24 protein-coding genes are annotated in these 22,403 nt (G+C 60.9%); 8 read left to right on the top strand and 16 right to left on the bottom strand.

The features are described from left to right. Positions 1–67: 67 nt before the first annotated feature. Positions 68–1,243 carry a GAF domain-containing sensor histidine kinase gene (locus tag HX818_RS01750; RefSeq protein ID WP_087693151.1) on the bottom strand — a complete coding sequence of 392 codons (1,176 nt, stop codon included), beginning with the start codon at positions 1,241–1,243 and terminating at the stop codon, positions 68–70. 185 nt (positions 1,244–1,428) lie between these two features. Then, positions 1,429–1,734 carry a PepSY domain-containing protein gene (locus HX818_RS01745; RefSeq protein WP_177019366.1) on the bottom strand — a complete coding sequence of 102 codons (306 nt, stop codon included), beginning with the start codon at positions 1,732–1,734 and terminating at the stop codon, positions 1,429–1,431. Positions 1,735–1,874: 140 nt separating this feature from the next. On the opposite strand from HX818_RS01745, the gene HX818_RS01740 reads away from it, so the two are divergent. Continuing rightward, positions 1,875–2,804 carry a sterol desaturase family protein gene (locus tag HX818_RS01740; RefSeq protein ID WP_177019365.1) on the top strand — a complete coding sequence of 310 codons (930 nt, stop codon included), beginning with the start codon at positions 1,875–1,877 and terminating at the stop codon, positions 2,802–2,804. Here HX818_RS01740 and HX818_RS01735 read toward each other — a convergent pair. Both HX818_RS01735 and HX818_RS01730 read right to left on the bottom strand, forming a co-directional pair. Continuing rightward, entirely contained in the window at positions 2,745–3,422 is a 678-nt protein-coding gene (locus HX818_RS01735; protein WP_177019364.1) for a helix-turn-helix domain-containing protein, read from the bottom strand. The two genes, HX818_RS01740 and HX818_RS01735, sit on opposite strands and share 60 nt — an antisense overlap. Continuing rightward, positions 3,423–4,550, bottom strand: a complete 1,128-nt coding sequence (locus HX818_RS01730; protein ID WP_008432958.1) for a glycerophosphodiester phosphodiesterase — start codon at positions 4,548–4,550, stop codon at positions 3,423–3,425. 232 nt (positions 4,551–4,782) lie between these two features. On the opposite strand from HX818_RS01730, the gene HX818_RS01725 reads away from it, so the two are divergent. Next, a complete protein-coding gene (locus HX818_RS01725) occupies positions 4,783–5,106 on the top strand; it encodes a DUF2025 family protein (protein ID WP_008432956.1) in 324 nt (107 codons plus the stop codon). 293 nt (positions 5,107–5,399) lie between these two features. On the opposite strand, the gene HX818_RS01720 is transcribed toward HX818_RS01725, so the two are convergent. After that, positions 5,400–5,723 (bottom strand): antibiotic biosynthesis monooxygenase, encoded by a 324-nt coding sequence (locus HX818_RS01720; protein ID WP_087693147.1) that lies wholly within the window; start codon positions 5,721–5,723, stop codon positions 5,400–5,402. Further along, positions 5,720–6,415 (bottom strand): CTP synthase, encoded by a 696-nt coding sequence (locus tag HX818_RS01715; protein WP_177019363.1) that lies wholly within the window; start codon positions 6,413–6,415, stop codon positions 5,720–5,722. The genes HX818_RS01720 and HX818_RS01715 overlap by 4 nt, the downstream gene beginning before the upstream one ends. A 79-nt stretch (positions 6,416–6,494) precedes the next feature. On the opposite strand from HX818_RS01715, the gene HX818_RS01710 reads away from it, so the two are divergent. Next, positions 6,495–7,379, top strand: a complete 885-nt coding sequence (locus tag HX818_RS01710; RefSeq protein WP_177019362.1) for a LysR family transcriptional regulator — start codon at positions 6,495–6,497, stop codon at positions 7,377–7,379. Positions 7,380–7,484: 105 nt separating this feature from the next. Here HX818_RS01710 and HX818_RS01705 read toward each other — a convergent pair whose 3' ends face one another. From HX818_RS01705 to HX818_RS01690, 4 genes are all read right to left on the bottom strand, one after another. Beyond that, entirely contained in the window at positions 7,485–8,000 is a 516-nt protein-coding gene (locus tag HX818_RS01705) for a DUF1003 domain-containing protein (protein WP_003211469.1), read from the bottom strand. An 80-nt stretch (positions 8,001–8,080) separates the two neighbouring features. Continuing rightward, positions 8,081–9,400, bottom strand: coding sequence for a PAS domain-containing methyl-accepting chemotaxis protein (locus tag HX818_RS01700; RefSeq protein WP_177019361.1), 1,320 nt, complete (start codon positions 9,398–9,400; stop codon positions 8,081–8,083). Between the two features lie 239 nt (positions 9,401–9,639). Continuing rightward, positions 9,640–10,698, bottom strand: a complete 1,059-nt coding sequence (locus HX818_RS01695) for a diguanylate cyclase (RefSeq protein ID WP_003211472.1) — start codon at positions 10,696–10,698, stop codon at positions 9,640–9,642. 188 nt (positions 10,699–10,886) lie between these two features. After that, a complete protein-coding gene (locus HX818_RS01690; protein ID WP_003211473.1) occupies positions 10,887–11,507 on the bottom strand; it encodes a TetR/AcrR family transcriptional regulator in 621 nt (206 codons plus the stop codon). 124 nt (positions 11,508–11,631) lie between these two features. Here HX818_RS01690 and HX818_RS01685 point away from each other — a divergent pair, with 124 nt between their 5' ends. From HX818_RS01685 to HX818_RS01675, 3 genes are all read left to right on the top strand, one after another. Then, positions 11,632–12,690 (top strand): MBL fold metallo-hydrolase, encoded by a 1,059-nt coding sequence (locus HX818_RS01685; protein ID WP_177019360.1) that lies wholly within the window; start codon positions 11,632–11,634, stop codon positions 12,688–12,690. 123 nt (positions 12,691–12,813) lie between these two features. Beyond that, entirely contained in the window at positions 12,814–13,578 is a 765-nt protein-coding gene (locus tag HX818_RS01680; RefSeq protein ID WP_177019359.1) for a hypothetical protein, read from the top strand. Positions 13,579–13,813: 235 nt separating this feature from the next. Then, positions 13,814–15,196 carry an amidase family protein gene (locus HX818_RS01675; RefSeq protein WP_256346392.1) on the top strand — a complete coding sequence of 461 codons (1,383 nt, stop codon included), beginning with the start codon at positions 13,814–13,816 and terminating at the stop codon, positions 15,194–15,196. 6 nt (positions 15,197–15,202) lie between these two features. On the opposite strand, the gene HX818_RS01670 is transcribed toward HX818_RS01675, so the two are convergent. Continuing rightward, a complete protein-coding gene (locus HX818_RS01670) occupies positions 15,203–15,997 on the bottom strand; it encodes an SDR family oxidoreductase (protein WP_008432939.1) in 795 nt (264 codons plus the stop codon). 116 nt (positions 15,998–16,113) lie between these two features. Between HX818_RS01670 and HX818_RS01665 the strand changes: the two genes are divergently transcribed. Then, positions 16,114–17,052 (top strand): GlxA family transcriptional regulator, encoded by a 939-nt coding sequence (locus tag HX818_RS01665; RefSeq protein ID WP_008432938.1) that lies wholly within the window; start codon positions 16,114–16,116, stop codon positions 17,050–17,052. Positions 17,053–17,069: 17 nt separating this feature from the next. Here HX818_RS01665 and HX818_RS01660 read toward each other — a convergent pair whose 3' ends face one another. Together HX818_RS01660 and HX818_RS01655 are read right to left on the bottom strand one after the other, a co-directional pair. Further along, on the bottom strand, positions 17,070–17,450 hold the full coding sequence (locus HX818_RS01660) for a helix-turn-helix transcriptional regulator (protein WP_177008444.1): 381 nt from the start codon (positions 17,448–17,450) through the stop codon (positions 17,070–17,072). Between the two features lie 104 nt (positions 17,451–17,554). After that, complete coding sequence (locus HX818_RS01655) at positions 17,555–18,325, bottom strand: helix-turn-helix transcriptional regulator (RefSeq protein WP_177019358.1); 771 nt, start codon at positions 18,323–18,325, stop codon at positions 17,555–17,557. A 115-nt stretch (positions 18,326–18,440) separates the two neighbouring features. Here HX818_RS01655 and HX818_RS01650 point away from each other — a divergent pair, with 115 nt between their 5' ends. Continuing rightward, positions 18,441–19,247, top strand: coding sequence for a sulfite exporter TauE/SafE family protein (locus tag HX818_RS01650; protein ID WP_177019357.1), 807 nt, complete (start codon positions 18,441–18,443; stop codon positions 19,245–19,247). Here the strand turns inward: HX818_RS01650 and HX818_RS01645 are convergent. From HX818_RS01645 to HX818_RS01635, 3 genes are all read right to left on the bottom strand, one after another. Next, entirely contained in the window at positions 19,244–20,191 is a 948-nt protein-coding gene (locus HX818_RS01645) for a hypothetical protein (RefSeq protein ID WP_177019356.1), read from the bottom strand. The two genes, HX818_RS01650 and HX818_RS01645, sit on opposite strands and share 4 nt — an antisense overlap. 64 nt (positions 20,192–20,255) lie before the next feature. Further along, positions 20,256–21,425 carry an MFS transporter gene (locus HX818_RS01640; RefSeq protein WP_003211499.1) on the bottom strand — a complete coding sequence of 390 codons (1,170 nt, stop codon included), beginning with the start codon at positions 21,423–21,425 and terminating at the stop codon, positions 20,256–20,258. A gap of 147 nt (positions 21,426–21,572) precedes the next feature. Further along, positions 21,573–22,394: an ABC transporter substrate-binding protein gene (locus HX818_RS01635; protein ID WP_177019355.1), complete on the bottom strand. Its 822-nt coding sequence runs from the start codon at positions 22,392–22,394 to the stop codon at positions 21,573–21,575. Positions 22,395–22,403: the final 9 nt, after the last annotated feature.

Here is a 22,403-nt window from a genome sequence, read left to right as displayed (position 1 = left end):
TCACAGGTTCACCTGAGCGCATCATGGCAACTGAATTTGACGCTTTTGTGACGGTTTGAGGTGGCCGTCAATCGCCCGCGGGCAAACTGAAGCTGAACACCGTGCCGTCCTGCTCGCTGGAAGACACTTCCAGCCGCCCGCCATGGGCGTCGGCAATCTGCTTGACGATGTACAACCCCAGGCCCAACCCGGCCTGGGGCAGGGCGCCCGTCGGTCGGGAGTAGGGCTGGAACAGCAGCGGCATGGCTTGCTCACTGATCAGCCCAAGGTTTTTCACCGTTAACTCAAACGTGCCGGCGTTGACCTGCGCACTGACTTCAACCGGCCCTTGCGGGTTGCCGTGGCTGATGGCGTTGGCCACCAGGTTGGAGAGCAATTGCGCGAGCCGCTCGCGGTCGCCTTTCACACCCTTGAGATTGCCGATGCTGGCGTGAATCAGCCGCTTTGGATGGACGTGCTGCACCTCTTCCACCACATGCTGCAAAGTGTCTTCAAGCCCAGTGCATTCACTGATGTTCACCGGGATGCCGCTGCCCATTCGCCCGCGGGCAAAGTCCAGTACGTCTTCCACCAGTTGCGAGGCCCGGCGGCCGCTGGCCAGCATGTGCCGCACCAGGGTGTCGGTGGCCGGGTCCGGGTGTTTGCGCAGCAGACGTTCGGCGCCGACGTTGATGGCGAACAGCGGGTTGCGCAGGTCGTGGCCGAGCACGGCGATGAATTGTTCGCGCAGTTCGGCGGTTTCGCGCTCCTGCTGCAGGTCGGCTTCGGTCTGCTGGAGGCTTTCTTCGGCTTCGATCTGCAGCGACAGCACCCGGGCAAACGACTCCATGGTCGACTGGATGGTGCTGCTGCGCAGTTGCGCCGGGTTCGGGTCCAGGGCACAGATGGTGCCGAAGAAACGCCCGTCGGTGCGGAACACCGGCACCGAGATGTAGCTTTCAAAGTGGTAGATACGCGGCGTGTGGTGGTCGCGGTACAGCGGGTCTTCGCTGGCTTTGTCGATCACGATCGAGACGTGGGAGTCGCGTATTTCGTGGCACAGGGTGGTGGTCAGGTCCAGCTCGCCACCCACGGGCAGGCCGAAGTCCAGTTGGTCGCGCACGGCGCAGGCGGTCCAGGAATCGTCGGTGACCCGGGCCACGGCCGCAAAACGCAAGCCGGTCATCTCGCTGACTACCTGGAGAATCGCCGGGACGGCGCTGATTCTGCCAATGGTGGCAATGTCGACGGCTTTTTGCCCCATGGCGAACGGTTCCGGTCCTGATGCTGCTGGCGTTGTGCCTTGGCTGATGGTTGGGATTCTAGCGAGCTTGGCGGCGTAAGGTACAAATTCGTTCACGCTAATTAGACTAATTGCTCTTCTGGGCGACGAGCGCGCATAAAAAAGCCGCGCGGCCCGAAGGCGGCGCGGCGTTTTTGCGGTTCAACTCAAGTGTCTTGCTTGTTTTCCAGGACTTCGCCGGTCTTGGCATCCAGCTTCACGTCCCACTTCACGTTGCTGGTGTCACGCAGTTCGGTCTCGTAGACCAGGCGGCCGGCGTTGTCTTCCAGTTCGGTGTCAACGATTGTGGCGCCTTTGTGCTGGGCCACGGCCTTGGTGTTGAGCTTTTCAAAATCCATCACGGCACCGGACTTGAGCAGGCCCGGAATATGGTCCGGGCGAACGTCGGCCTGGGCCAAGCCAGCGGTAAGGGTCAAGGCGGCAGCAGCGAACAGAGCGGTCAGGTTTTTCATGATGTGATCCTTTGGGGTGAGCTGTTTAAGTGGGATCAGGTTAACCAGCGCAACTTAACTCACCCTTAAGATTGCGCCGTTTGTTCAATCGGCGGCGAGTGCGGGGTTTCATGCTGGCGTCTCACTTACGGGAGGCACAGATGAAACAGTTAATGGCCTGGGTGTATGCGCCCTTGTTTTGGGCGGGGTTTATCGGGTGGGCGCTGTGGCTGGTGCAGAGGGATGTGCTGCAGTGGCTGGGGCTGGTATTTGTTCTGGCGGTGGCGGTGTCGTTTATCGCCGAGTGGTGGTTGCCCTATGAGCCGCAGTGGAATCGCAACCAGGGTGATCGTCGTCGCGACTTGATTCACGCGTTGGTCAATGAGGGCCTCAATGCGGCGGGCTTGTTGATCTTGCCGGTGCTGACCGCGCTGTTGGCCGTCGACGGTATATGGCCGCGGGCGTGGCCGCTCTGGGCGCAATTGCTGCTGGCGATCTTCATTGCCGATGCGGGCATCACCCTGATGCATTACGCCAGCCACCGAGTCGCTGCCTTGTGGCGCCTGCACGCGGTGCACCACAGCGTGCAACGGCTGTATGGCTTCAATGGCTTGATGAAGCATCCGTTGCACCAGATGCTGGAAGCCACGGCCGGGTTGACGCCGTTGATCCTGCTGGGCATTCCCACGGAGGTGGCGCTGCTGCTGGCCCTGGCGATTGCCGTGCAGCTGCTGTTGCAGCATTCCAATGTCGACATGCGCCTGGGGCCGCTGCGCTGGGTGTTCGCCTGGGCGCCGGTGCATCGTTTTCATCACATGAAATATGGCCGGGCTGGGGATGTGAATTTCGGCTTGTTTTTCAATCTGTGGGATTGGCTCTTGGGCACGGCGTTTTACAGCCATGACTATCGAATGGGGCAGGGCGACTTGGGGATTGGCAGCCGGCCGGATTTTCCGCGGGAGTATGTGGCGCAGTTGCGCGATCCGTTCAGGACGGTGCAATTGAGCAAGGAGCCGCCGGTTCCCGTCGGTCTAGTCGAGGATTCGTACGTGCAGGTTGCGCAACGACGCCCCGGCCGTGACGCCGAATAGTTGCTTCATGGTCCGGGAAAAATGCGCCGAATCGGCGAACCCGGCGCCATGTGCAGCCTCGGTCAAGGTGCTGCCGCCGAGCGCCAGTCCCAGCGCCACTCGCAAGCGCCGCCACAACACCAGGCGACGTACCGGCAAACCCAGTTGGTTGGCGAACAAACGTTCCAGCTGGCTTAACGAAACGTGCGCCGCCTGCGCCAGGGCTTGGGCCGAGACCTTGCCACTCAGTTGCTGATCCAGCGCCGACAGCGCGCGCTCCACCCTGGCATCTTCCAGTGCGCGTCTCGGCAATTGGCGCAGCGTGCGCTCGAGTGCTTCCAGGGACCGTTCACTGTCGGCCAGGGCGGCCTGCAAAGAGTCGAAGTCAAAGGCGCCGGGTTCGGCATACACCATCAATACCTCACCATGGGTGTGGAGGATGGCGTGGGGCATTCTGGACGGGATAAACAGGCGATGGGCCGTGATGGCACGGCCATCGAGGCTGGCCGTGACCGGCCCGCCCGCGGAGAACATCAGCTGATGGGCATAGTGTGCATGGGGCGCGGTGCGCCCCGGTGTGCCCTGGATCAGCCCGTAGTCAGGCCCCAGCCACAGGCGACCTGACCATTCGGGGCTCACTCAGTAACCGTTGTCCTGCAGCAGGTCGGCCACACTCGAGGACGGCCAGCGCTTGTAGTACTTCAGCAGTTCGGCAGCGCGGTTGGTGAAGATGCCATCGACGCCGGCTTTCATGACCTTGTCGAAGTCCACCGGCTCATCCACGGTGTACACGTGCACCAGCAAGCCCTTGTCGTGGGTCAACTGGTTCATCTCGGGTTTGACCAGGTCGGAATAGCTCTGGTCGCCCAGGTTGGTCAGTTGTGCCGAAGGGCCGGTACCGATGGCGCCCAGGCTCTTGGCCTCGTCGATCCATTTTTCGAACTCGGCGGCGTCCTTCGGCTCCTGCTTGGCGTAGTAGGCGGCTTTGCTCGGCTCGCCGGACTCGGCGAAGGGCACCTTGGATTTCGGTTCGATGCTGCCTTCACCTACCCACAACAGCAGGATTTTCGGGGTGTTGGGCATCTCTTTTTGCAGTTCTTTCAGGCTGTCTTTCTCAAAGGTTTGCAGCACCACGCGGCCCTTGCCCTGGCCGACGCCGATGTTTTTCTGGGCCTGGTTGGAGCCGGTGGAGCTCAACCAGCCTTTATCCAGCAGCTTGTTCTTCAGGTCGGCCTCGATGCCCGGGAATTGCTTCGGCTCCTTGGTTTCGATGTACAGGCCGGGTTTGTGCTGCGGATTGCCTTCGGCGATCTTGATGATTTCGTCCAGGCTGAGGATTTTCAGGCCGACGAAGCCCGGGCGGGCACGATCCGGGTAGGCGGCGTTGAACCAGCTGCCGGCGTCCAGGGTTTTAAGCTCGGCCCAGGTGAATTCGTTGGCCGGGCTGTCCTTGCGCTCGGGGAACTTGGTGGCGACGTCGGTGGTGCGTTGCAGGTTGTTGTCATGCAGGGCGAATAGCACGCCGTCCTTGCTGCGTTGCAGGTCCATTTCCAGGTAGTCGGCACCCAGGTCGCGCGCGACTTTGTAGGCGGCGGCGGTGGATTCCGGTGCATCGAAGGAGGCGCCACGGTGGGCAATCACGGCGGGGTGCGGAATGCCTTCGTTGGTGGCCAATTCGGTAGGGCTGATCGGGCTTGCCGCCTGTGCGTGGCCAAGGCCCAGCATCAGGGCCAGCAGCAGGGCACTCTTGGTAAACGTGACAGGCATATGCGAAGTCCTTTCGTGGAGGTAACTTTGAGAAGGGCTCCTTTTTAACAATTGCTTGCGAATGGCGCTATCACCAAACCGACATTAACGTGTTCACCGGCCATTTTTCTGCACTTTTGTGCGGTGCGATGCAGTACTCTTGCCTTGAATTGCCCCATCAGAGGGCAGATTTTCCTGCCACGCGTGTAAACCATCTTTCCAGTCCAAGTAGGACTTTTCAGTGAGGTTTACCATGCGCATCACCTCCGAGCTTATCTGCCAGGCCGCCGACCAACTCCAGGGTTTTGTCGGCCTGAACCGCAAGACTGGCCAGTACATCGTCCGTTTCAGCGAAGACTCCTTCGGCATGGACGTGGCCGATGACGGCATTATCCCGACCGCCGAGTTTGTCTGGCTGCCGGTCGACGGGCAGGCCATGACCTTGTCCCGCGAGCGGATCCAGTTGTTGCTGGACCAGAACATCGACGATCGCATCAACATCACGGAACCGCTGCGGGTGTACATGCGTCGGGTGGAGATTCCACAGATCAGTGCGGTGCGCAGTCTGGTCAGTTGAGTGCAGCATAGCCCTGCGGCTGGAGCGCTTTTTGTGGCTAGGGAGCTTGCTGTGGCAGGGAGCTTGCTGTGGTGAGGGAGTTTGCTGTGGCAGGGAGCTTGCTGTGGCGAGGGAGCTTGCTCCCGCTGGGCTGCGAAGCGGCCCCAAAATCTTGGGAGCGCTGCGCACTCCAGCGGGAGCAAGCTCCCTCGCCACAGCAAGCTCCCTCACCACACAAGCTCCCTCACTACAGCAAGCGCCCTCACCACAGAGCCTCCCTTGTCCACATTAAGTGTTTTACACGGGCTGATGTTTCAGCGCTCGAACGCGTAAGACCGCTCCACCTTGCACACCCGCGTATGGCACGCCGAGTACCAGGTGGCGCGGCCCTGTTCGCGCACCTCAGTGTGTTCGGCGTGCTGCTTCCAGGCCAGGATCTCCGCTTCGCTGCTCCAGTAGGACACCGTGATGCCCAGCCCGTCGTCCCCGCGCGCCGATTCCACGCCGAGAAAACCGGGTTGTTGCCGGGCCAGTTCCAGCATGCGGTCGGCGGCTTGTCCGTAACCGTTGTCACCTTCAGTGCGCAATGAACTGAACACCACGGCGTAGTACGGCGGTTTGGGTGTCTTGGCGATCATGCGCAGGCCTTCAGCAGCGCAATGGCCAGCGGCGGGGTGACGCCTTTAAGCGCCGCACGTTCCGGCTGGAACAGGGTGGCGACAAAAAACGGATGGCCCAGCAACTCCACCGCCCGCAGGTCGCCCGCCGAGTCCTGGCCGCTGGCAATCAGGTCGGCTTCCAGCAATGCACTTTCGAACGCTGGATTGATGCCATAGCGGCAACGGTAGCCTTCATGGATATCGAGGGTGGCGTAGGCCTCGGCGATGCGGGTATAGGCCATCAAGCGGATGGTGTCGGTCGCTTCCACCAGCGCGCAGGTCAACGGTGTCAGCACTGCACGCGGCGAGTCGGGGGCCAGTTCGCCATGCTCGGCGTCGGCCCAGCCCAGCACGTTGCGGGCATATTCCAGCACCGCGTGTTGAAAACCGCCGCAGGTGCCGAGGAACGGGCGCTTTTGTTCACGGGCATACCGGATGGCCAGCAGCGCGCCGTCAAGGTCTCGGTAGGGGCTGGCGGGGACGCACCAGAAGCCGTCGTAGTGCTGCAGTTGTTCGGTGGATTTGATCGTGTCGGTGGCCAGCCAGTCGAACCGCACCGTCAGGCCCAGCGCCGCGCCGGCCTGTTGCAACGCCAGGGGAATGGCCTGGTGGGCGGTGACCTGTGCATCGTAGTCGCCGATCAGGGCCAGGTGCAGGGTGGTTTTATTCATCGAGGGTATCCGTGGCTTGTTGAGTCCTGGCGCTCACTATAGATTGGCGCTCACGCAATCAATATTGGCGTCAACACACATGCTCAATGCAGCGGTGCACTATCAGATCGACTACCCCGACCTTTCCCTGATCCTCGCCCTGGTGCGCGGCGGCACGCTCGCGCGGGCGGCGGCGTTGCTGCGGGTGGATGTGTCTACGGTGTTTCGCGCGGTGCGGCGGCTGGAGACGGCGCTGGGCCAGACGCTGTTCGAAAAGAGCCGCGCCGGCTACCTGCCCACCACCTTGGCCACCACCCTCGCCGAGCAGGCCGAACGTGCCGAACAGGCGCTGGAGGCAGCACGGGTGGGAGTGGAGCAGGGCGGTGAAGTGATCAGCGGTACGGTGCGCCTGACGTGCACGGACTCGGTATTGCAGTCACTGTTGCTGCCGGCCCTGGCGCAGTTCATGCCGGGTTACCCGGCGTTGACCCTGGAGCTGAGCACGTCCAATGACTTCGCCAACCTCAGTCGCCGCGATGCGGATATTGCCCTGCGCCTGACCAAGGCACCGCCCGAGCATCTGGTAGGACGTTGCCTGGGCACGGTGTCGTATCGGGTGTGCGCCAGTGCCGACTATGCCCGCCAGCATGCGGGGGAGGAACTGGCGGCCCTGAACTGGATCGCGCCGGATGACTTCCTGCCGGATCACCCCACCGTCACCTGGCGGCGCCAGCACTTGCCGGGAGTGATGCCGGCCTATCGCTGCAACAGCATGGTTTCGGTAACCGAGTTGGTGCGCGCGGGACTCGGCGTGGCCGCGTTGCCGGATTACCTGCTGGGCGCGGACCTGCAACCGTTGAGCCCGCCGCTGGTGGGGCACGACACCGCCCTGTGGCTGCTGACGCGCCCCGATTGCCGGGCCTTGCGCTCGGTGGTGACGTTATTTGATCAGTTGGGCCAGCATGTGCGTTTGCCGGTGAGATAACTGTGGGAGCTGGCTTGCCTGCGATACAGGCGCTGTGGTGCATCAGGCATACCGCGGTGATGCAATCGCAGGCAAGCCAGCTCCCACACGGGATGCGTGGGAGGGTCAGGTCTTGCGCACGAATTGGTCGTGCATTTCGCTGGTCAGCCCTTCGATGCGTTCGGTCAGTTGTTTGGTCATCTCGGTGAGCTTGGTGTTCTGCTCCAACAGTTCCAGGAGTTGCTTGGTGGTCTGCGCCGCCTGGGCCTGGCGTTCGGTGTTGGCCACGGCCAGGGCTTCGCGGTGCTGGGCGTCGGCGTCGGATTGGGCCTTGTCCCGTGCGGCCTGGCGGGTCTGGGCGAGCAAAATCAAGGGGGCGGCATAGGCCGATTGCAGGCTGAACGCCAGGTTCAAGAGGATGAACGGGTAGACGTCAAAGTGCGTGATGCCGGTCATGTTGAGCACGACCCACAGAATCACGATTGCCGTTTGCGCCCCCAGGAACGTCGGCGTACCAAAGAAGCGTGCGAAGGCTTCGGCTTTCAACGCAAAGGTGTCGTTGCCAAAGGTCGGCGCGAGATGGGCGTGTTTACGATGAAAGCGCAGGTGGTCAACGTTGGCTTCAGGTTTATCCGGGGTCATGGCGGGCTCGAATCCGTGGCGTAAGACAAGCCACCACTATAGACCGAGCCCTCGGCCTGGCACATGAAGAAGCCTGTCGCTTACCTGTTGCCCCGTTCATTGGCAAACGCACTCACAGCCTGCACCGCCTCGCTGGCGCCTTCGCGAATCTGCAGGATCACGGTGCCGGCCTGGTTGGCGAGGTCCACGCCCTGGGCGGCGCGGTCGCGGGTACCGTCCATGCTGTCGATGGCCTGGCGGGTTTCGGTCTGGATCATCTCGATCATCGACGAAATCTCTGCGGTTGAACCGCTGGTGCGCGCCGCCAATTGCCGCACTTCATCGGCCACCACCGCAAAGCCACGCCCTTGTTCGCCGGCGCGTGCGGCTTCGATGGCAGCGTTCAATGCCAGCAGGTTGGTCTGGTCGGCAATCCCGCGAATGGTGTTGACGATGGCGGTGATCTGCTGCGAACGCTCGCCCAGCTTGGCGATCAGCGCGGAAGAACCGTCGATATTGGCGGCAATCTCACGCATGCCGGTGGCGGTCTGCTGGATCACCTCGGCGCCTTTTTCGGCGATGTCCCGGGTTTGCAGCGAGATGTGATAAGCCTGGGTGGCGCTTTGCGCGTCGGCCGCGTGTTTCTCCACCATGGCCGTGACGTCGGAGGCGTATTTCACCACCTTGCACAGGCGCCCGCTGGCGTCGTACACCGGGTTGTAGTTGGCTTCCAGCCACACCACCTGGCCGTTTTTGTCGATGCGTTCGAACTGGCCGTTGAACAGCTCACCCTGGTTCAGCCGTCGCCAGAAATCGCTGTAGGCGCTGCTGTTGGCCAGCTCCGGTGTGCAGAACATGCGGTGATGCTTGCCCTGCACCTGCGCCAGGTTGTAGCCCATGCGCTGCAGGAAATTCTGGTTGGCGCTGATGATGGTGCCGTCGAGGTTGAACTCGATCACCGCCATGGCGCGGTCGATGGCCTGCAACTTGGCGTTGGCTTCACTCTCGGCCTGCATTTTCGGGGTGACGTCCATGGCGTACTTCACCACTTTCACCACGCTGCCGGACTCGTCGCGCACCGGGTTGTAGCTGGCCTCCAGCCAGATCGGCTGGCCGTCGCTGGTCACGCGCTCAAAGGTGCCGGACTGGAATTGGCCGTTGCGCAGTTGCGTCCATAGCTGGCCGTACTCGGCGCTGCGGGCAAAGGCCGGGGTGCAGAACAGGCGGTGGGACTGGCCCACGACTTGGTCGGCGGTGTAGCCCATGGCCTTGAGGAAATTCTCGTTGGCCCGCAGGACCGTGCCTTGCAGATCAAATTCAATCACCGCCATGGAGCGGTCGATGGCGTCGAGAAGGCTGGCTTGCTGGGCAATGGTGGCTTGCAGGGTACTGATGGTTTTTTTATGGGCGTTGAATAGCATGGTCGTGTGCTCGGGGGAAGCAAGCGTCAGGGGTATCCATGGGGTCGCCTGCCACCGTAAGGCCTGGCCATACGGCAAACGTGCTCATTGCCAGCTTCCTTGTGCTGGCAGCGGGGTGGAACAGCGGGTTCTGAGTCGTATGGCCGGCAAGAAGTTCTATGCCAGTCGACCAATGGCGGCATTATGCTATCGGTCGGCGACGGGCGCGTTTAATTCAGACGAGATGCAGAGGGCGGGATTCAGGCGGAATGGGCGACCACGTAGTCGCTGATATTGACTCGGTTACGGCCGGTGTCCTTGGCCGCGTACAGCGCGCGGTCCGCTGCGTTGAGCCACATGGCCGCGTCGGTGAAGGTGCTCTGGAAAGACGCCAGGCCAATGCTCAGGCTGACCCGCAGCTCGGGGATTTCCGGGTTGCGGTAATTGCTGAACACCTCGCGCATGCGTTCCATGACTTGTGCGGCCTGTTCCATGGGCATGTCCGGAAGAATCACACAGAACTCGTCGCCGCCGTATCGCCCGGCCAGGTCGTTTGCCCGCAGGTTGCGTCGAAGTTCCAGGCTTAGTTGGCGCAGAACCTGGTCACCGATGATGTGCCCATAGCTGTCGTTGATCTGCTTGAAATGGTCAATGTCGATCAGTGCGATGGTGGCGTTCCCATGTTGTTGCTGGCACTTGTGAAACTTCAGGTGCAGCAGGTCTTTCCACGAACCGTGGTTGAGCAGGCCGGTGAGGCTGTCGGTGCGGCTCAAGGCGCTCAGGGCGCGTTTGTGTTCCGACAATTTGATCGCCAGGCGGTAGCAGACCATGCCCAGCGCCATGGGATACAGGGTCAGCATCGGCAGGCAGGCGTAGACCTGGACCAGGCTGACGTCGGGATTGAAGTGGATGCCAAACAGCAGCCAGGACACGCCGATACCTGCCAGTTGCGCCACGATGCCGTGGAGGAACAGGCGTTTGCCGCCGGCGGCGACGTTGTTCATGGTCATCATCGACAGGATGGTCACGGCCGTCAGTGGCGTGAACTGTGTAGTCGCCGCCCAGAACCCGCCGAGCAGCGAGTCGTAGAGCAGGTTTCGCCGTTCCGCCTTGTAGGGGAAATCGGAGCGGGTCGAAAGTTGATAGGCCAGGTGCGCCCAGCCAAAACCATTGAACAGCAGCAACGCCCAGACCCAGCCTGGCATTTGCAGTGGGTAGAGCGCGGCGATGACGCTGATGCAGCCGATGCCCAGGCCGATGATCCTTGGCCTGTAGATACGTCTGGCAAATGACAGCCCTTTGCCTCGTTGGTTTTCCATAGATTCCTGGGTCGATTCTTTTTTTGCAGGTACGACGGCACACGTGATCGGGAAAACCACTGGTCGGATAATACGTGTGAATATTGTCAGTTATTCGCGTGGGAATAATCAGTGTCCTTCCAGGCCATTTGCAAAGGACACGCGGCGAATCAGATAAAAACGACCTTGGATGTCGTTCCTGCAACAGGTCAGTGCTGCGGCACGACCTCATAGCCTGCGAGGAACAGGTCGATGGCCGACTCGATGACGTTCGCTTGGGCGTCGGCGTCCAGGGTCGGCTGGCCGAGGGTGATCTGTGGCCAGAAGGCAAAGGCCTTGAGCAGGCTTTGCACCTGGTGGGCGGCGAAGCATGGGTCGGTGCAGCTCAGCCGGCCGTCTTCCTGGGCGGCGCGCACCCATTGGGTGAAGCCTTCTTCACGCTTGCTCAGGCGGTTGACCATGTCCTGGGCACGTTCCGGCGAGTGGATGGTGGCGGCAATCGCGACCCGGGCCAGGTCGAGGAAGTTGGCGTCCGACATCATCGTCATCTTGGCCTGCAGCAACCCGCGCAGTTGCTCCCGCAGCGGGCGGTCGCTGGCGTAGCTGACGTCCAGTTGCGCAACACTGCTGGCCCACAGTTGATGCAGGATCTCGGCGAACAGCTCTTCCTTGCTCGGGAAGTGGTTGTACACCGTGCGCTTGGAAACCCCCGCCGTGGCGGCAATCTTGTCCATGCTGGTGACCTCGAACCCGTTGTCACGAAACTCGGCAATGGCGGCTGCCACGATGGCTTCGCGTTTACGGTCGGTGAGGCGCAGGGGTACAGTCATGGTGGGAGTTCGGCTCTGAAGGGAAACTTACACTCGGTAGTTTACTTGCTCCCGGTTTTGTTGCAATCTAGAAACTACACTGTGCAGTGTAATTTTTAGAGCAGTCTGCAGGAGTTCCTCGGTAATGGCCACGATCTCAACCCGTCTCGACAGTTCTTCTACAGCGCCCAAGTCTTCCGAACAGCATCAAGGTCACTTCACCAATCAGAAGCCCATCCAGCATGGCGGCTTGGGCAAGACCCTGGGCATCATGTGGAAGATGCTCTTCCAGAAGCCCCGCAGCACGCGCCCGGTGGGTGAGATCCCGGTGCAGCCGCTGACTCGCGAGCAACTGTTTGGCGCCCCGGACCATAGCGTTTTCCGCCTCGGCCATTCCACCGTGCTGCTGAAAATGCGCGGCAAGTTCTGGCTGACCGACCCGGTGTTCGCCGAGCGTGCTTCGCCGTTCAGTTGGGCGGGCCCCAAGCGTTTCCATCAGCCGCCGATCAGCCTTGAGGACCTGCCGCCGATCGAGGCGGTGATTCTTTCCCACAACCACTACGACCATCTGGACCACAAGGCGGTGGTGCAACTGGCGGACAAGACCCGCTATTTCCTCGCGCCGCTGGGTGTGGGCGATACGCTGGTCAAGTGGGGCGTGGATGCCAGCAAGGTGCGGCAGCTGGATTGGTGGCAGGGCACTGAAGTGGACGGGATTCGTTTTGTGTCCACGCCGGCCCAGCACTTTTCCGGGCGCGGCCTGTTCGATGGCAACCAGACGCTGTGGTGTTCGTGGGTGATGATCGACGGCTCACGGCGAATTTTCTTCAGCGGTGATACCGGCTATTTCGAGGGCTTCAAGCGTATCGGCGAGCAGTACGGCCCGTTTGACCTGACCCTGATGGAGACGGGTGCCTACAACGTCGACTGGCCCCACGTGCACATGCAACCGGAAGAAACCCTGCAGGCGCACATCGACTTGAAGGGCCGCTGGCTGCTGCCGATCCATAACGGCACGTTCGACCTGGCGTTTCATGCATGGCACGAACCCTTCGACCGCATCATGGCGCTGGCATGGGAGCGTAACGTGTCGATCACCACACCGGCGATGGGGCAGGCGTTCATGCTCAACCAGCCGGAGCGCGGGCAGGCCTGGTGGCTGGACGTCGAGCATCAGGGCAGTGAAGCGCACGTCAGCGGATAATCACCGTCTGATCGCGCTTTCAGGGCTTTTGAACGAGCCAAAACCAGCCATTTCCGACAGACATCCACCTCGCTGAAGGGATGCAATCACGCCTCGAAACTTTATTCCGGGGCGTGGGAGTGTATGGACGATAAGAGTAGGAAGGTCACGGGGCCGGGCGTGCGCTGCCTGTTCAAGCCTTCAGGGGCGGGGGACAGTTGTACTCCCCAGCCTTGCGCCCCCACTGCCAGCCAGGGTGTTGTGTTTGGCAGTCATGCGGCCGGTACGATCGTCAATTCGGCCACTCGCCAGGGCGGCCTGGAGTTTGGCTCCACGGGCGGTTACGGCCCCAGGCTCGACCTCCCTGGCCCCATGATGCACAGCGTGCGCGATCCCGCGTTATCACTGATTGCCCTCAGCGGTGTCGACCCCGAGGGGCGGGTGATGGTGGAGATTCCACCCGTCGCTGATCCGGGTCATCTGATCAACACACCGCCCCTGGCTGGCAGCCGTATTGGTTTTGCCAGCGAGTACGTTACCGGTGATGTGCGCAAACCCGCCAAACACAGCCCGCACTTTGCCCGGGTACTGGACGTACTGCGTGCAGCCGGTGCGCAATTGGTGCCTGTGACGGCGCGGGTGACCGATGACACACGTCACTTCACCCTGGACCCCGGCAATGAGATTAACGACCGGGTCACGGAAAACCGCCTGGATGGGGTGGTGGCGGATGCGCAAGGTGTTGCTTTCCACAAAGCAGCGACTGCCGATAACCCACGCTTCAGCGTGCCCGCGGGCACCGACGTCGACGGGGTGTCGAGGGTCGTCTGGTTCTATGGTGCGCACTGGTCCAGAGATCGTCTGGCGGCGTTGGTGCGAGGTTGTCAGCAGGTTCTAGGGCGGCTTTAAGGGCCTACACCATGGGGAGAGTGATCGTACGCCGCGGTAAGAGTTGCCCCCGAGTCATCGAGTATTTCGCTTCTTAGACTGAGGCAGGGATATCGAACGGTATTCCCAACATTCAGGCAGGCGGGGAGTATTTATGATTGGACCAGGTTTGGGCGCGGGATGGGCAGCGGGGCTTTTCGATGCAGTGGTGAACCCGCCACAGGCCTACAGGAGTGCCGACGATTTGGCAGCGGCCATGACCCGGCCCAATGGGGCCAGTTCCGATTCGGTGGTGAGGGATTCGCTGAAGCTGATCGCCAACATGGACAAGGGCTTGCAGGGCGGCAATGCGTTCATTGAAATCAATCCTGACGCTCGTGTGAAAGCCCGTGCGCTGGATCTGGAGCGGGCCGAAGGCAAAGTGCGCGGGCCTTTGCATGGCGTTCCGATAGCGCTCAAGGATGTGTTCGAAACCGGCGACAAGATGCAGACCAGCGGTGGCTCCATGGCGCTGGTGGGCAGGCCCGCTTCAAGGAACGCCAAGGTGGTGGACAACCTGCTGAAGGCTGGCGTTGTGATTATTGGAAAAACCAACATGAGCGAATTGTCCAATTTTCGCTCTGAGGCGCCGATTGATGGCTGGAGCTCCAGGGGCGGCTTGACCCTCAACCCGCATCGGCTGGATGGCCAGGCGGCGGGCTCGAGTACGGGCTCTGCGGTAGCCGTTGCACAAGGGATTGTGCCCTTGGCATTGGGGGTCGAAACCAATGGTTCAATCATTACGCCGGCGGCTTACAACGGTGTTATTGGTTTCAAACCGACCGAAGGGTTAGTGAGCACTGAAGGGGTGATGACCAGTTCCCGCCAGGACACGGTGGGCACCTTCACCCGTAACGTGCGTGATGCGGCGCAAGCACTGGATGCGATGACGGATACCAACCGCTACACCCAGGGAATCAAGCCTGACGCCTTGGTGGGCAAGCGCATCGGCTATACGCCGTTGCCTGAGTTATCAGCAGAAGATGCCAACGACCCGGCGAAAATAGCCGACAGGCAGCACTTCGAGGATGCCATTACGTTGCTGCGGGGCAAGGGCGCGACATTGGTACCCGTGGGTCAACTGGGTGAGGGCGTCCCGTACGAAACCCATGAACAATATAACGACGCGTTGTTATCGGACGTTAAACACCAGCTTGAAGCCTACCTGGCCGGACGGGCAGGCTTGCCGGTGAAGTCGCTGGCTGAGCTGATTGAATTCAACGAGCGCAACAGCGGTCCGGGTGTGCCGGATCAACAGATGCTCACCATGATCAACGGGATGGATATCAGTGATCAGGCGCGCAATGAGTTATGGGCTGCCATCGGCCCGATTTTCAAAAGCACCATCGATAAGCCACTGGCCGAGCATAAGCTTGACGCAATAGTGTCCAATTTTCACTCGTACAGTTACTACTACTCGGCAGTGGCCGGTTATCCCGGTATCTCCATGCCATCGGGAATGGATGATGAAGGGATGCCAACGGCCGTTCACTTTTATGGCGCAAATTTGAGCGAAGCCACGTTGCTGTCGGTCGCCTACGGGTATGAGCAGGCCTCCCATGCAATCAGGAAGCCTGCGTTTACACCCGGCCTGCGCTAGTCCGGATTACTTCAACCCATAACGAGCGGCGGGTTCACGGTGCGACAGGTTCGGGCCCAGGGCCAGCCGTGCGCTTTCGTAGGTGTCCCAATCGGCGCTGTCCGGCAGGGACGGAATCGTCACGGCTTCGCCCTGGGCAAGGCCTGCCAGGGCGGCGTCCACCAGGTTTTCGGTGGTCATCACCATGGCTTCCGGCAGGTTGTTCACAGGCAGGCCGGCGATGTCCCAGAACTCCGTGGCGGTAGCGCCTGGCAGCACCACTTGGACCACCACGCCCTTGTCACTCAGCTCATGCTGCAGCGATTCGCTGAACGCCTGCACGAACGCTTTGGTACCGCCATACACGCCATTCAGCACTTTGGGAGCGAGAGCGACAATCGAGCCGATGTTGATAATCGTGCCACGCCCCTGGGCGACAAAGTTGGTTGCCGCAGCTTTGGCCAGGCGGGTCAGCGCCAGTACGTTCAGCAGAATCATCGCGTCCATTTTGTCGGCATCCGACTCCAGCAGCGAAGCCGTGGCGCCCACACCGGCGTTATTCACCAGCAGGCTGATACGGCTGTCTTCGTGCGCGATCCGGGCGATTCGCGCCAAGTCGGCTGGCAGATTGAGATCGGCCGCTATCACCTGCACGTCACGCTGGGTATTGGCTTTCAAGCGTGTTGCCAACTGCTCCAGACGTTGCTGGTTGCGGGCCACCAGAATCAGATCGTAGCCGGCACGGGCCAGGCGGTCGGCATACACCGCACCAATTCCTGACGAAGCACCGGTAATCAGGGCATAACCTTTGTGTTGCGACATGGCAGTTGCTCCAAATGGGCCGGGGAGGGGATCGGCCTTGTTGGAACCAAGATTATGGGTGTAATGTGGTGGCTGCAATGTCATATATCCCTCCTTTAGAGACATGAGGTTTGGCCATGGTGTCCGTCGGTATCCTGCTTTTTCCCGGTTTCCAGGTGCTCAGCCTGTCCACCAGCAGCGTGTTCGAGTTTGCCAACTTCGTGGTGGGGCGACCGTTCTACCGCGTGGACTTGTTGTCGGAGCATGGCGGGCCGATAAAAAGCTCCATGGGCTTTGCCATTGATAGCCTGGCGTTCGGGCAGCAGGTCTACGACACGATCCTGGTGCTGGGGGACAACGAACTACTTGAGCCCACTCCTGGCATGGTGGAGTACCTGCAAGCGTCATTGACGGCGTCGCGCCGGGTTACGTCGGCCTGCACCGGGTCGTTCCACCTGGCGGCGGCCGGCCTGTTGGAAGGGCGCAAGGCAACCACCCACTGGTACCACGCCATGACGTTTCGCCAGCGCTACCCCAACGTGAAGCTGGAGGAAGACCGGATCTTCACCGTCGATGGCCCGCTCTGGACCTCTGCCGGGATGACCGCCTGCATCGACCTGGCCCTGGCCCTGGTCGAGCACGATTTGGGCGTGGAAGTGGCTCGCGACGTGGCGAAAAAACTGGTGGTTTACCATCGCCGTGCCGGTGGCCAGTCGCAGTTCTCGGCGTTGCTGGAACTGGACCCAAAGTCCGACCGCGTACAAACCGCCCTGGCGTGGGCCAAAGGGCACTTGCACGAGGACCTCTCGGTAGAACAACTGGCGCAAGCGGCACACCTCAGCCCGCGTCAGTTCAGCCGACTGTTCCGCGCCGAAACCGGGCAATCCCCGGCCAAGGCGGTAGAACACCTGCGCATTGAAGCGGCGAGGTTGATGCTCGAATCCGGCAGCCACTCCATCGACGTCGTCGCCCGGGAGACGGGCTTCGGTGACCCGGAGCGCATGCGTCGAGCCTTCCTGCGAGCGTTTGGCCAACCGCCACAAATGATCCGTCGGGCGCTGCAGTTGCAGGCGTGAGTTGATGGCCTTGCGCGCTATGCACCATTGGGCTGAGGTGTTGTTGGGTCAATGGACGCCGCTGTTGAATCCAGAAACCTTGAGATGATCCCTTTGGCGGCCGGTTGTGCCGGAGTGCTGGCGCGGCCCCGCACATTCATCCCCCAACCCGGCGCAAAGCCCGGGAAAAACACCAACCCTTCAGCCTCCAGGCGAAACGCCACACTCAGGCGGACTTCATCGTCCACATCGCCATGGCTTTCAAAACGTTGAAGGGCGTCCACTTCCACATCCGCTTCCCGGGCCAGGTCTTCCCGGCTCCAGCCCAGCATCAGGCGGGCCTGGACGCTGTGCCGTGGGGTGAATTGATGAAGGACGATCTGCTGTTCTACGGTGCTGCTCATTGCCAGAGAGGACATGGACTTTCTCCAGGTTCGACGGGGGGAGGGCAAACTATACTGTGTTTTTGTACAGTTGTTTTGACCGCTCATCAACTGGATTTTCCGATAGCGCTGCCGCCGCTCTATTTCGCCCCTTCCAGGTAGGTGCTCGGTGACTGCCCAAGCACCCGGCGGAACATGCTGGAAAATTCCGCCGGGTTTTCATAGCCCAGGTCCAGGGCGATCCGGGTGACGCTTGCACCGCTGGCCAACCGCGCCAAGGCCTGCACAACACAGGCTCGCTGGCGCCACTGCACGAAGCTCAGGCCGGTTTGTTGGCGGAAATGCCGGCTGAAGGTGCGCAGGCTCAGGTGCGATTGTTGCGCCCATTGAACCGGTGACTGGTGCACGTCCGGCCGCTGCAGAAACGTCAGGCACAGAGCAAGCAGGCGAGGGTCCTCCGGCAGCGGGATATGCAGGGGCAAGTGCGTGGCGCGTGCCAGTTCATGCAACAGCAGGCTGACCAGCGCACCGTCGCGCCCGGCCTCGTCGTATTCCAGCGGCAGCTCCACCGCCTCCATCAGCAGCTGGCGCATCAGGGGGGAAACGTTGATGACGTGGCAGTCGGTGCCCAAGTCGGTGACGGCGTGCGGTTCGATATACAGGCTGCGCGTCGACACGCCGAGCATCAGCACTTCATGGGGCACTTGGGCGGGAATCCACACCGCGCGCTGGGGCGGCACAACCCAGTTGCCTTGCTGGGTGCTGACTTGCATCACCCCGGTGGCGCCATACAGCAACTGGCCGCGCCGATGGCTGTGGCGCTTGAGCAGATAGCCGTGGGGATAGTCGGTGCCGATTGCCACGACCGTTCGCGGGGTCAGGTCGAGCTGAGCAATGGAAACGTTGCGCATGGAGCTGATCCCGGAAGTGGCAATATCTCGCACATTATTGGCCGACATGCGCAAGCGGGCCAAGCCTTGAATCTCTATCGTCGACAGCTCTCCCTGATACTGAAGGCGATTCTCGATGTTCTATCTATTACTGGCACTGTTCGGCTGCATGACCGGCGTGACCGCTGTGCTGTTCGGCTTCGGTGGCGGGTTCGTGGTGGTGCCGTTGCTGTACGGCATGCTCAAGCTCAGCCGCGACGCGGGCGTGAGTGAATCAGCGATGCATATCGCGGTCGCCACCTCCACCTGCGTGATGATCGTCAACGCGCTGCTTGCTACCGGAAAACACCAGCGCAAAGGTAATCTGATTCGCCACTACCTGTGGCCGTTGGGCGGGTACATCGGGGTCGGCGCCGTGCTGGGCGCAGGGGCCGCAATGTTCGCCAGCGGTGATTTCATGCGGTACGCCTTTATCGCCTACCTGGCCGTCACCATTGTCGATTGCCTGTTGCGCAGGGGCTTTCTCAGCCAGGACGACAGGCTCCAGCCACGACGCCTGAGCGGAGCGGAAGTGACGGGCGGCGGCATCGCCATTGGCCTGATCGCGACCTTCCTGGGGGTGGGCGGCAGCGTGATGACCGTGCCGCTGTTGCGCCGTTGTGGCTTGAGCATGTCCCAGTCCACGTCCATGGCTAATCCGCTGAGCGTGCCGGTGGCGCTGGCCGGTACATTTACCTACATGCTCATGGCGGGATTCGCCAAGGTGCAATTGGGCGCGTGGTTTGTCGGCTATGTCGATTTGCTGGCGTTTGCCATCCTCACCCTGGGTTCGCTGCTGGGCATTCGCCTGGCCACACCGTGGATCGGCCGCATCCCGGATGCACTGCATGCGCGGGTGTATATCGGGTTGTTGGGCGTGGTGATGGTGAGCATGCTGCTTTAGCTTTCCAACCCCGGCGCCTCGCGAATAATCAGGTGATCGAGGTTCTCGATATTGGCACTGAACACCCCGAACGTCTGCTCGGGGTTTTTCTTGCTTGGCACCTGTTTCAGCTCCGGTGTCACCCCGTAGAAGAAGCAATACAGCGCTCGATCACTGTCCACCGCGGCCTTGATCTGCTCCAGGAACGCCTTGCGCTTGCGGTAGTTCTCGATCAGTTTTTTGCTCAGGTAAACGTTGATGGAATAGGGCTTTTTGTCGAGCCAGGCTTTCTTTTCGAAGTCGATGCGAAAGCTGCTGGTGTAGTCCTTGATCTCCTTGATCCTGCCCCAGTAGATCAGGCCTTTATTGTCTTGCAGGTATTCGATCTTCTTGAAAAACGTCCAGTAGGTCGCGGTGTGATCGCCGATCTTCAAGGGCATGCTTTTCAGCTTTTCCTTATCGCCGATATTGGACACGTAGCATTCCACCGGGTGGGCAAAGACGCTGGTCTTGTCCGGGGTGGTGTCGCTTGAGCTGTGAGACAAGGCGTTGCGGGTTGCCGGCGTTTTCGGTGGTTCTTGTGGGGTGCCAGCCTCAGCACCGATGACCGGCGTTTTGCGTTCGTACTGGCGCCGCGTCAGGACAAATTCCGACGGGAAATTTTCTTCCGGCCCGTCTTCAGCTTCGCCTTTTCCGGCATGGCGACTGGCGTACCGGCAACCTTCAATATGCCGGGTGCTGGGGATGTTCTTGAAGTGGGGCGTACGCAGGTAATTGACGTTTTTTGCATTGAACGTGCCCAACACATTGCCCGCCGCAAACGCCGCCCGGCATTCGTCGTTGGGGCACAGGAAACTGTCCTTGTCGGAATCGAAGGCGGCGGTTTCGTCGAAATTCAGGTCGCGCACGTCATAGATCGACAGCTTGTCGTCGAGACTCAGGCTGTAGGCCGTGTCGAATTTCATGGGGCTCGGGTCCGTGAGAGGTTTCGCTATTAATAGCGGGATATCGAGTAAATATCAGTAGAAATTACGCACGGACCACCACACGCCGGCCACTCAGGAAACACAAGGTGCCACCCACCGCCGTCAGCCCGCTGAGTACATAGAACATAGAGGCGGGGGATGCGTTGATCAGCAGGTAGCCGCAGATCACCGGGCTCAGCGCCCCGCCAAATGCCGCCAGGTTTTGTGCGCCGTAATAACTGCCGCGCAGGGCGTCCGGGGCGATGGTGTCGATAAACAGGAACTCGGACGGGTAGATGATCATCTCCCCGAGGGTGAACACAAACATCGCGACACACCACGACACCAGGCCGTCCGCCATGCTGAAGCCGATCAACCCGGCAATAAACAGCGAGGTGCCAAGCACGATCCAGTAGCGCAGTTGTTCACGCTTGAGGAAGCGGCCGATCTGGTATTGCATCAGGATCACCGTGATGGCGTTGCACGCCAGCACCGCAGAGAGAATTTTCAGCGCGTTCTCCGGCTTGTAGGCCACCAGCAGAAACTGCGACAGATAGAGGGTGTAGCGCCCGTGGACAATGGTGCTCAACAGGCTGCCGCTGGTAAACAGGATCAAGGTGCGATCGCTGCGCAGGGTCCTCAGGGTGCTGAGAAAACTTAAGGGTTTGTTGCTGTCGTCGCGCTGGGTCGGTGGGATGCCGATCATCAGGAACAGGCTGCCAAAGGCAATCGCGCTGGCGATCAGGAACGGTGCCAGGGGCATCTGCCCGGCAATCACCACGCCGAGCATCGGGCCGGTGGCGTAGCCGACATTGGTCAGGGTGTAGCGCAGGGAAAACACCTTGGCCCGCTGGCCCACCGGCAGGTTCTCGCTGATGATCGCCTTGGAGCCGATCAGGAACAGCGCCGAAGCGGCTTCGGTGATCACCAGGGTCAGGGTGGTCAGGTACAGGTTGCTGGCAAAGGTCAGCAACAAAAAACCGATGGAGCTGGAAAGCATCGCCAGGATCAGCAGCTTGCGCTTTTCCAGGCGGTCGATGATGTAGCCACCGTAGAGGCCCAGCAGGGTGGCGATGAACACGGCGATGCCCATCAGCAAGCCGATGTCTTGCTGGTTGAGGCCCAGGCGGGTGCTCAGCAACAGGGCGAGCAATGGGCTGGTCATGGCGCGGCTGACGACGATGGTCACCGAGCAGATCATCAGGCGGCGGATTACCAGGGAGTACGTGGCCACGGTGGGGCGGATGTCCTTATTCTTTTTTCAAGGCGATGAAGATCCAGTGTGGGAGCGGGCTTGCTCGCGAATGCGGTGTGTCAGTGCCAACTGTACTGGCTGATCCACCGCATTCGCGAGCAAGCCCGCTCCCACATTTAGATCGAGTTACTGGCCAGCATTGATGCTGATTTTTTCCACCGCACCTTGCTCCAGATCCCACTTCTGCAGAATCTTGCCGTAGGTCCCATCATCAATCATGCCCTGCAACGCCTCACTGATGGCCGTGACCAACTCGGTATTGCTCTTCTCAATCCCAAGCCCGGTGAACTGCTTGGAAATCGCCAGGCCCACCGGCTTGTATTTACCTTTGTCCAGCGACATCAGGTAAGGAATGGTTTCACTGCCTTGCATCGCCGCATCCAGACGGTTCTGCTGCAACTGTGCCCGCGCATCCGCCGAACCCTCAGTGCCAATCACTACGATGGCTGGCTTACCGGCCTTCTCGCAGTTTTCCTTGCTCCATGCGGCAATTTCCGACGGCCAGGTCGTACGTCGGCTGGTGCCGACTTTTTTACCGCACAGGTCAGTCAATTCCTTGAGGTCTTCACGCTTGGCCAGGGTGTACAACTGCGGGCCGCTGGTGAAGTAGTCGATAAAGGTCACCGCCTTCTGACGCTCGGCAGTGTCGGTCATGCCCGACAGCACAATGTCCACGCGCTTGGTGGTCAGGCCGCTGAGCATTTGTTCGAAGCCGGTTTCCTGCCACTTGATCTTCACCCCCAAACGCTCGGCCAGGGCGTTGCCCAGGTCAAAGTCCAGGCCGGTGAGCTTGTTGGTGGCGGTGTCCTTGAAATCCATCGGCGGGTAGTTCGGCACGATGGCCGCGCTGATCTCACCCTTGTCCTTGATCGCTGCCGGCAATGCCGCCAAAACCGAACTGGAGGCCATCAGGCCTACGAGCAAACTTGGAAGAAACAGATTTTTCATGGGGGCGTT

Origin of the sequence: Pseudomonas sp. F9001 (genome assembly GCF_013385435.1) — a bacterium.
Lineage (GTDB): Bacteria > Pseudomonadota > Gammaproteobacteria > Pseudomonadales > Pseudomonadaceae > Aquipseudomonas.
The sequence above is the reverse complement of the archived record's forward strand: the minus strand, read 5'-3'. Positions and strand labels throughout refer to the sequence as shown.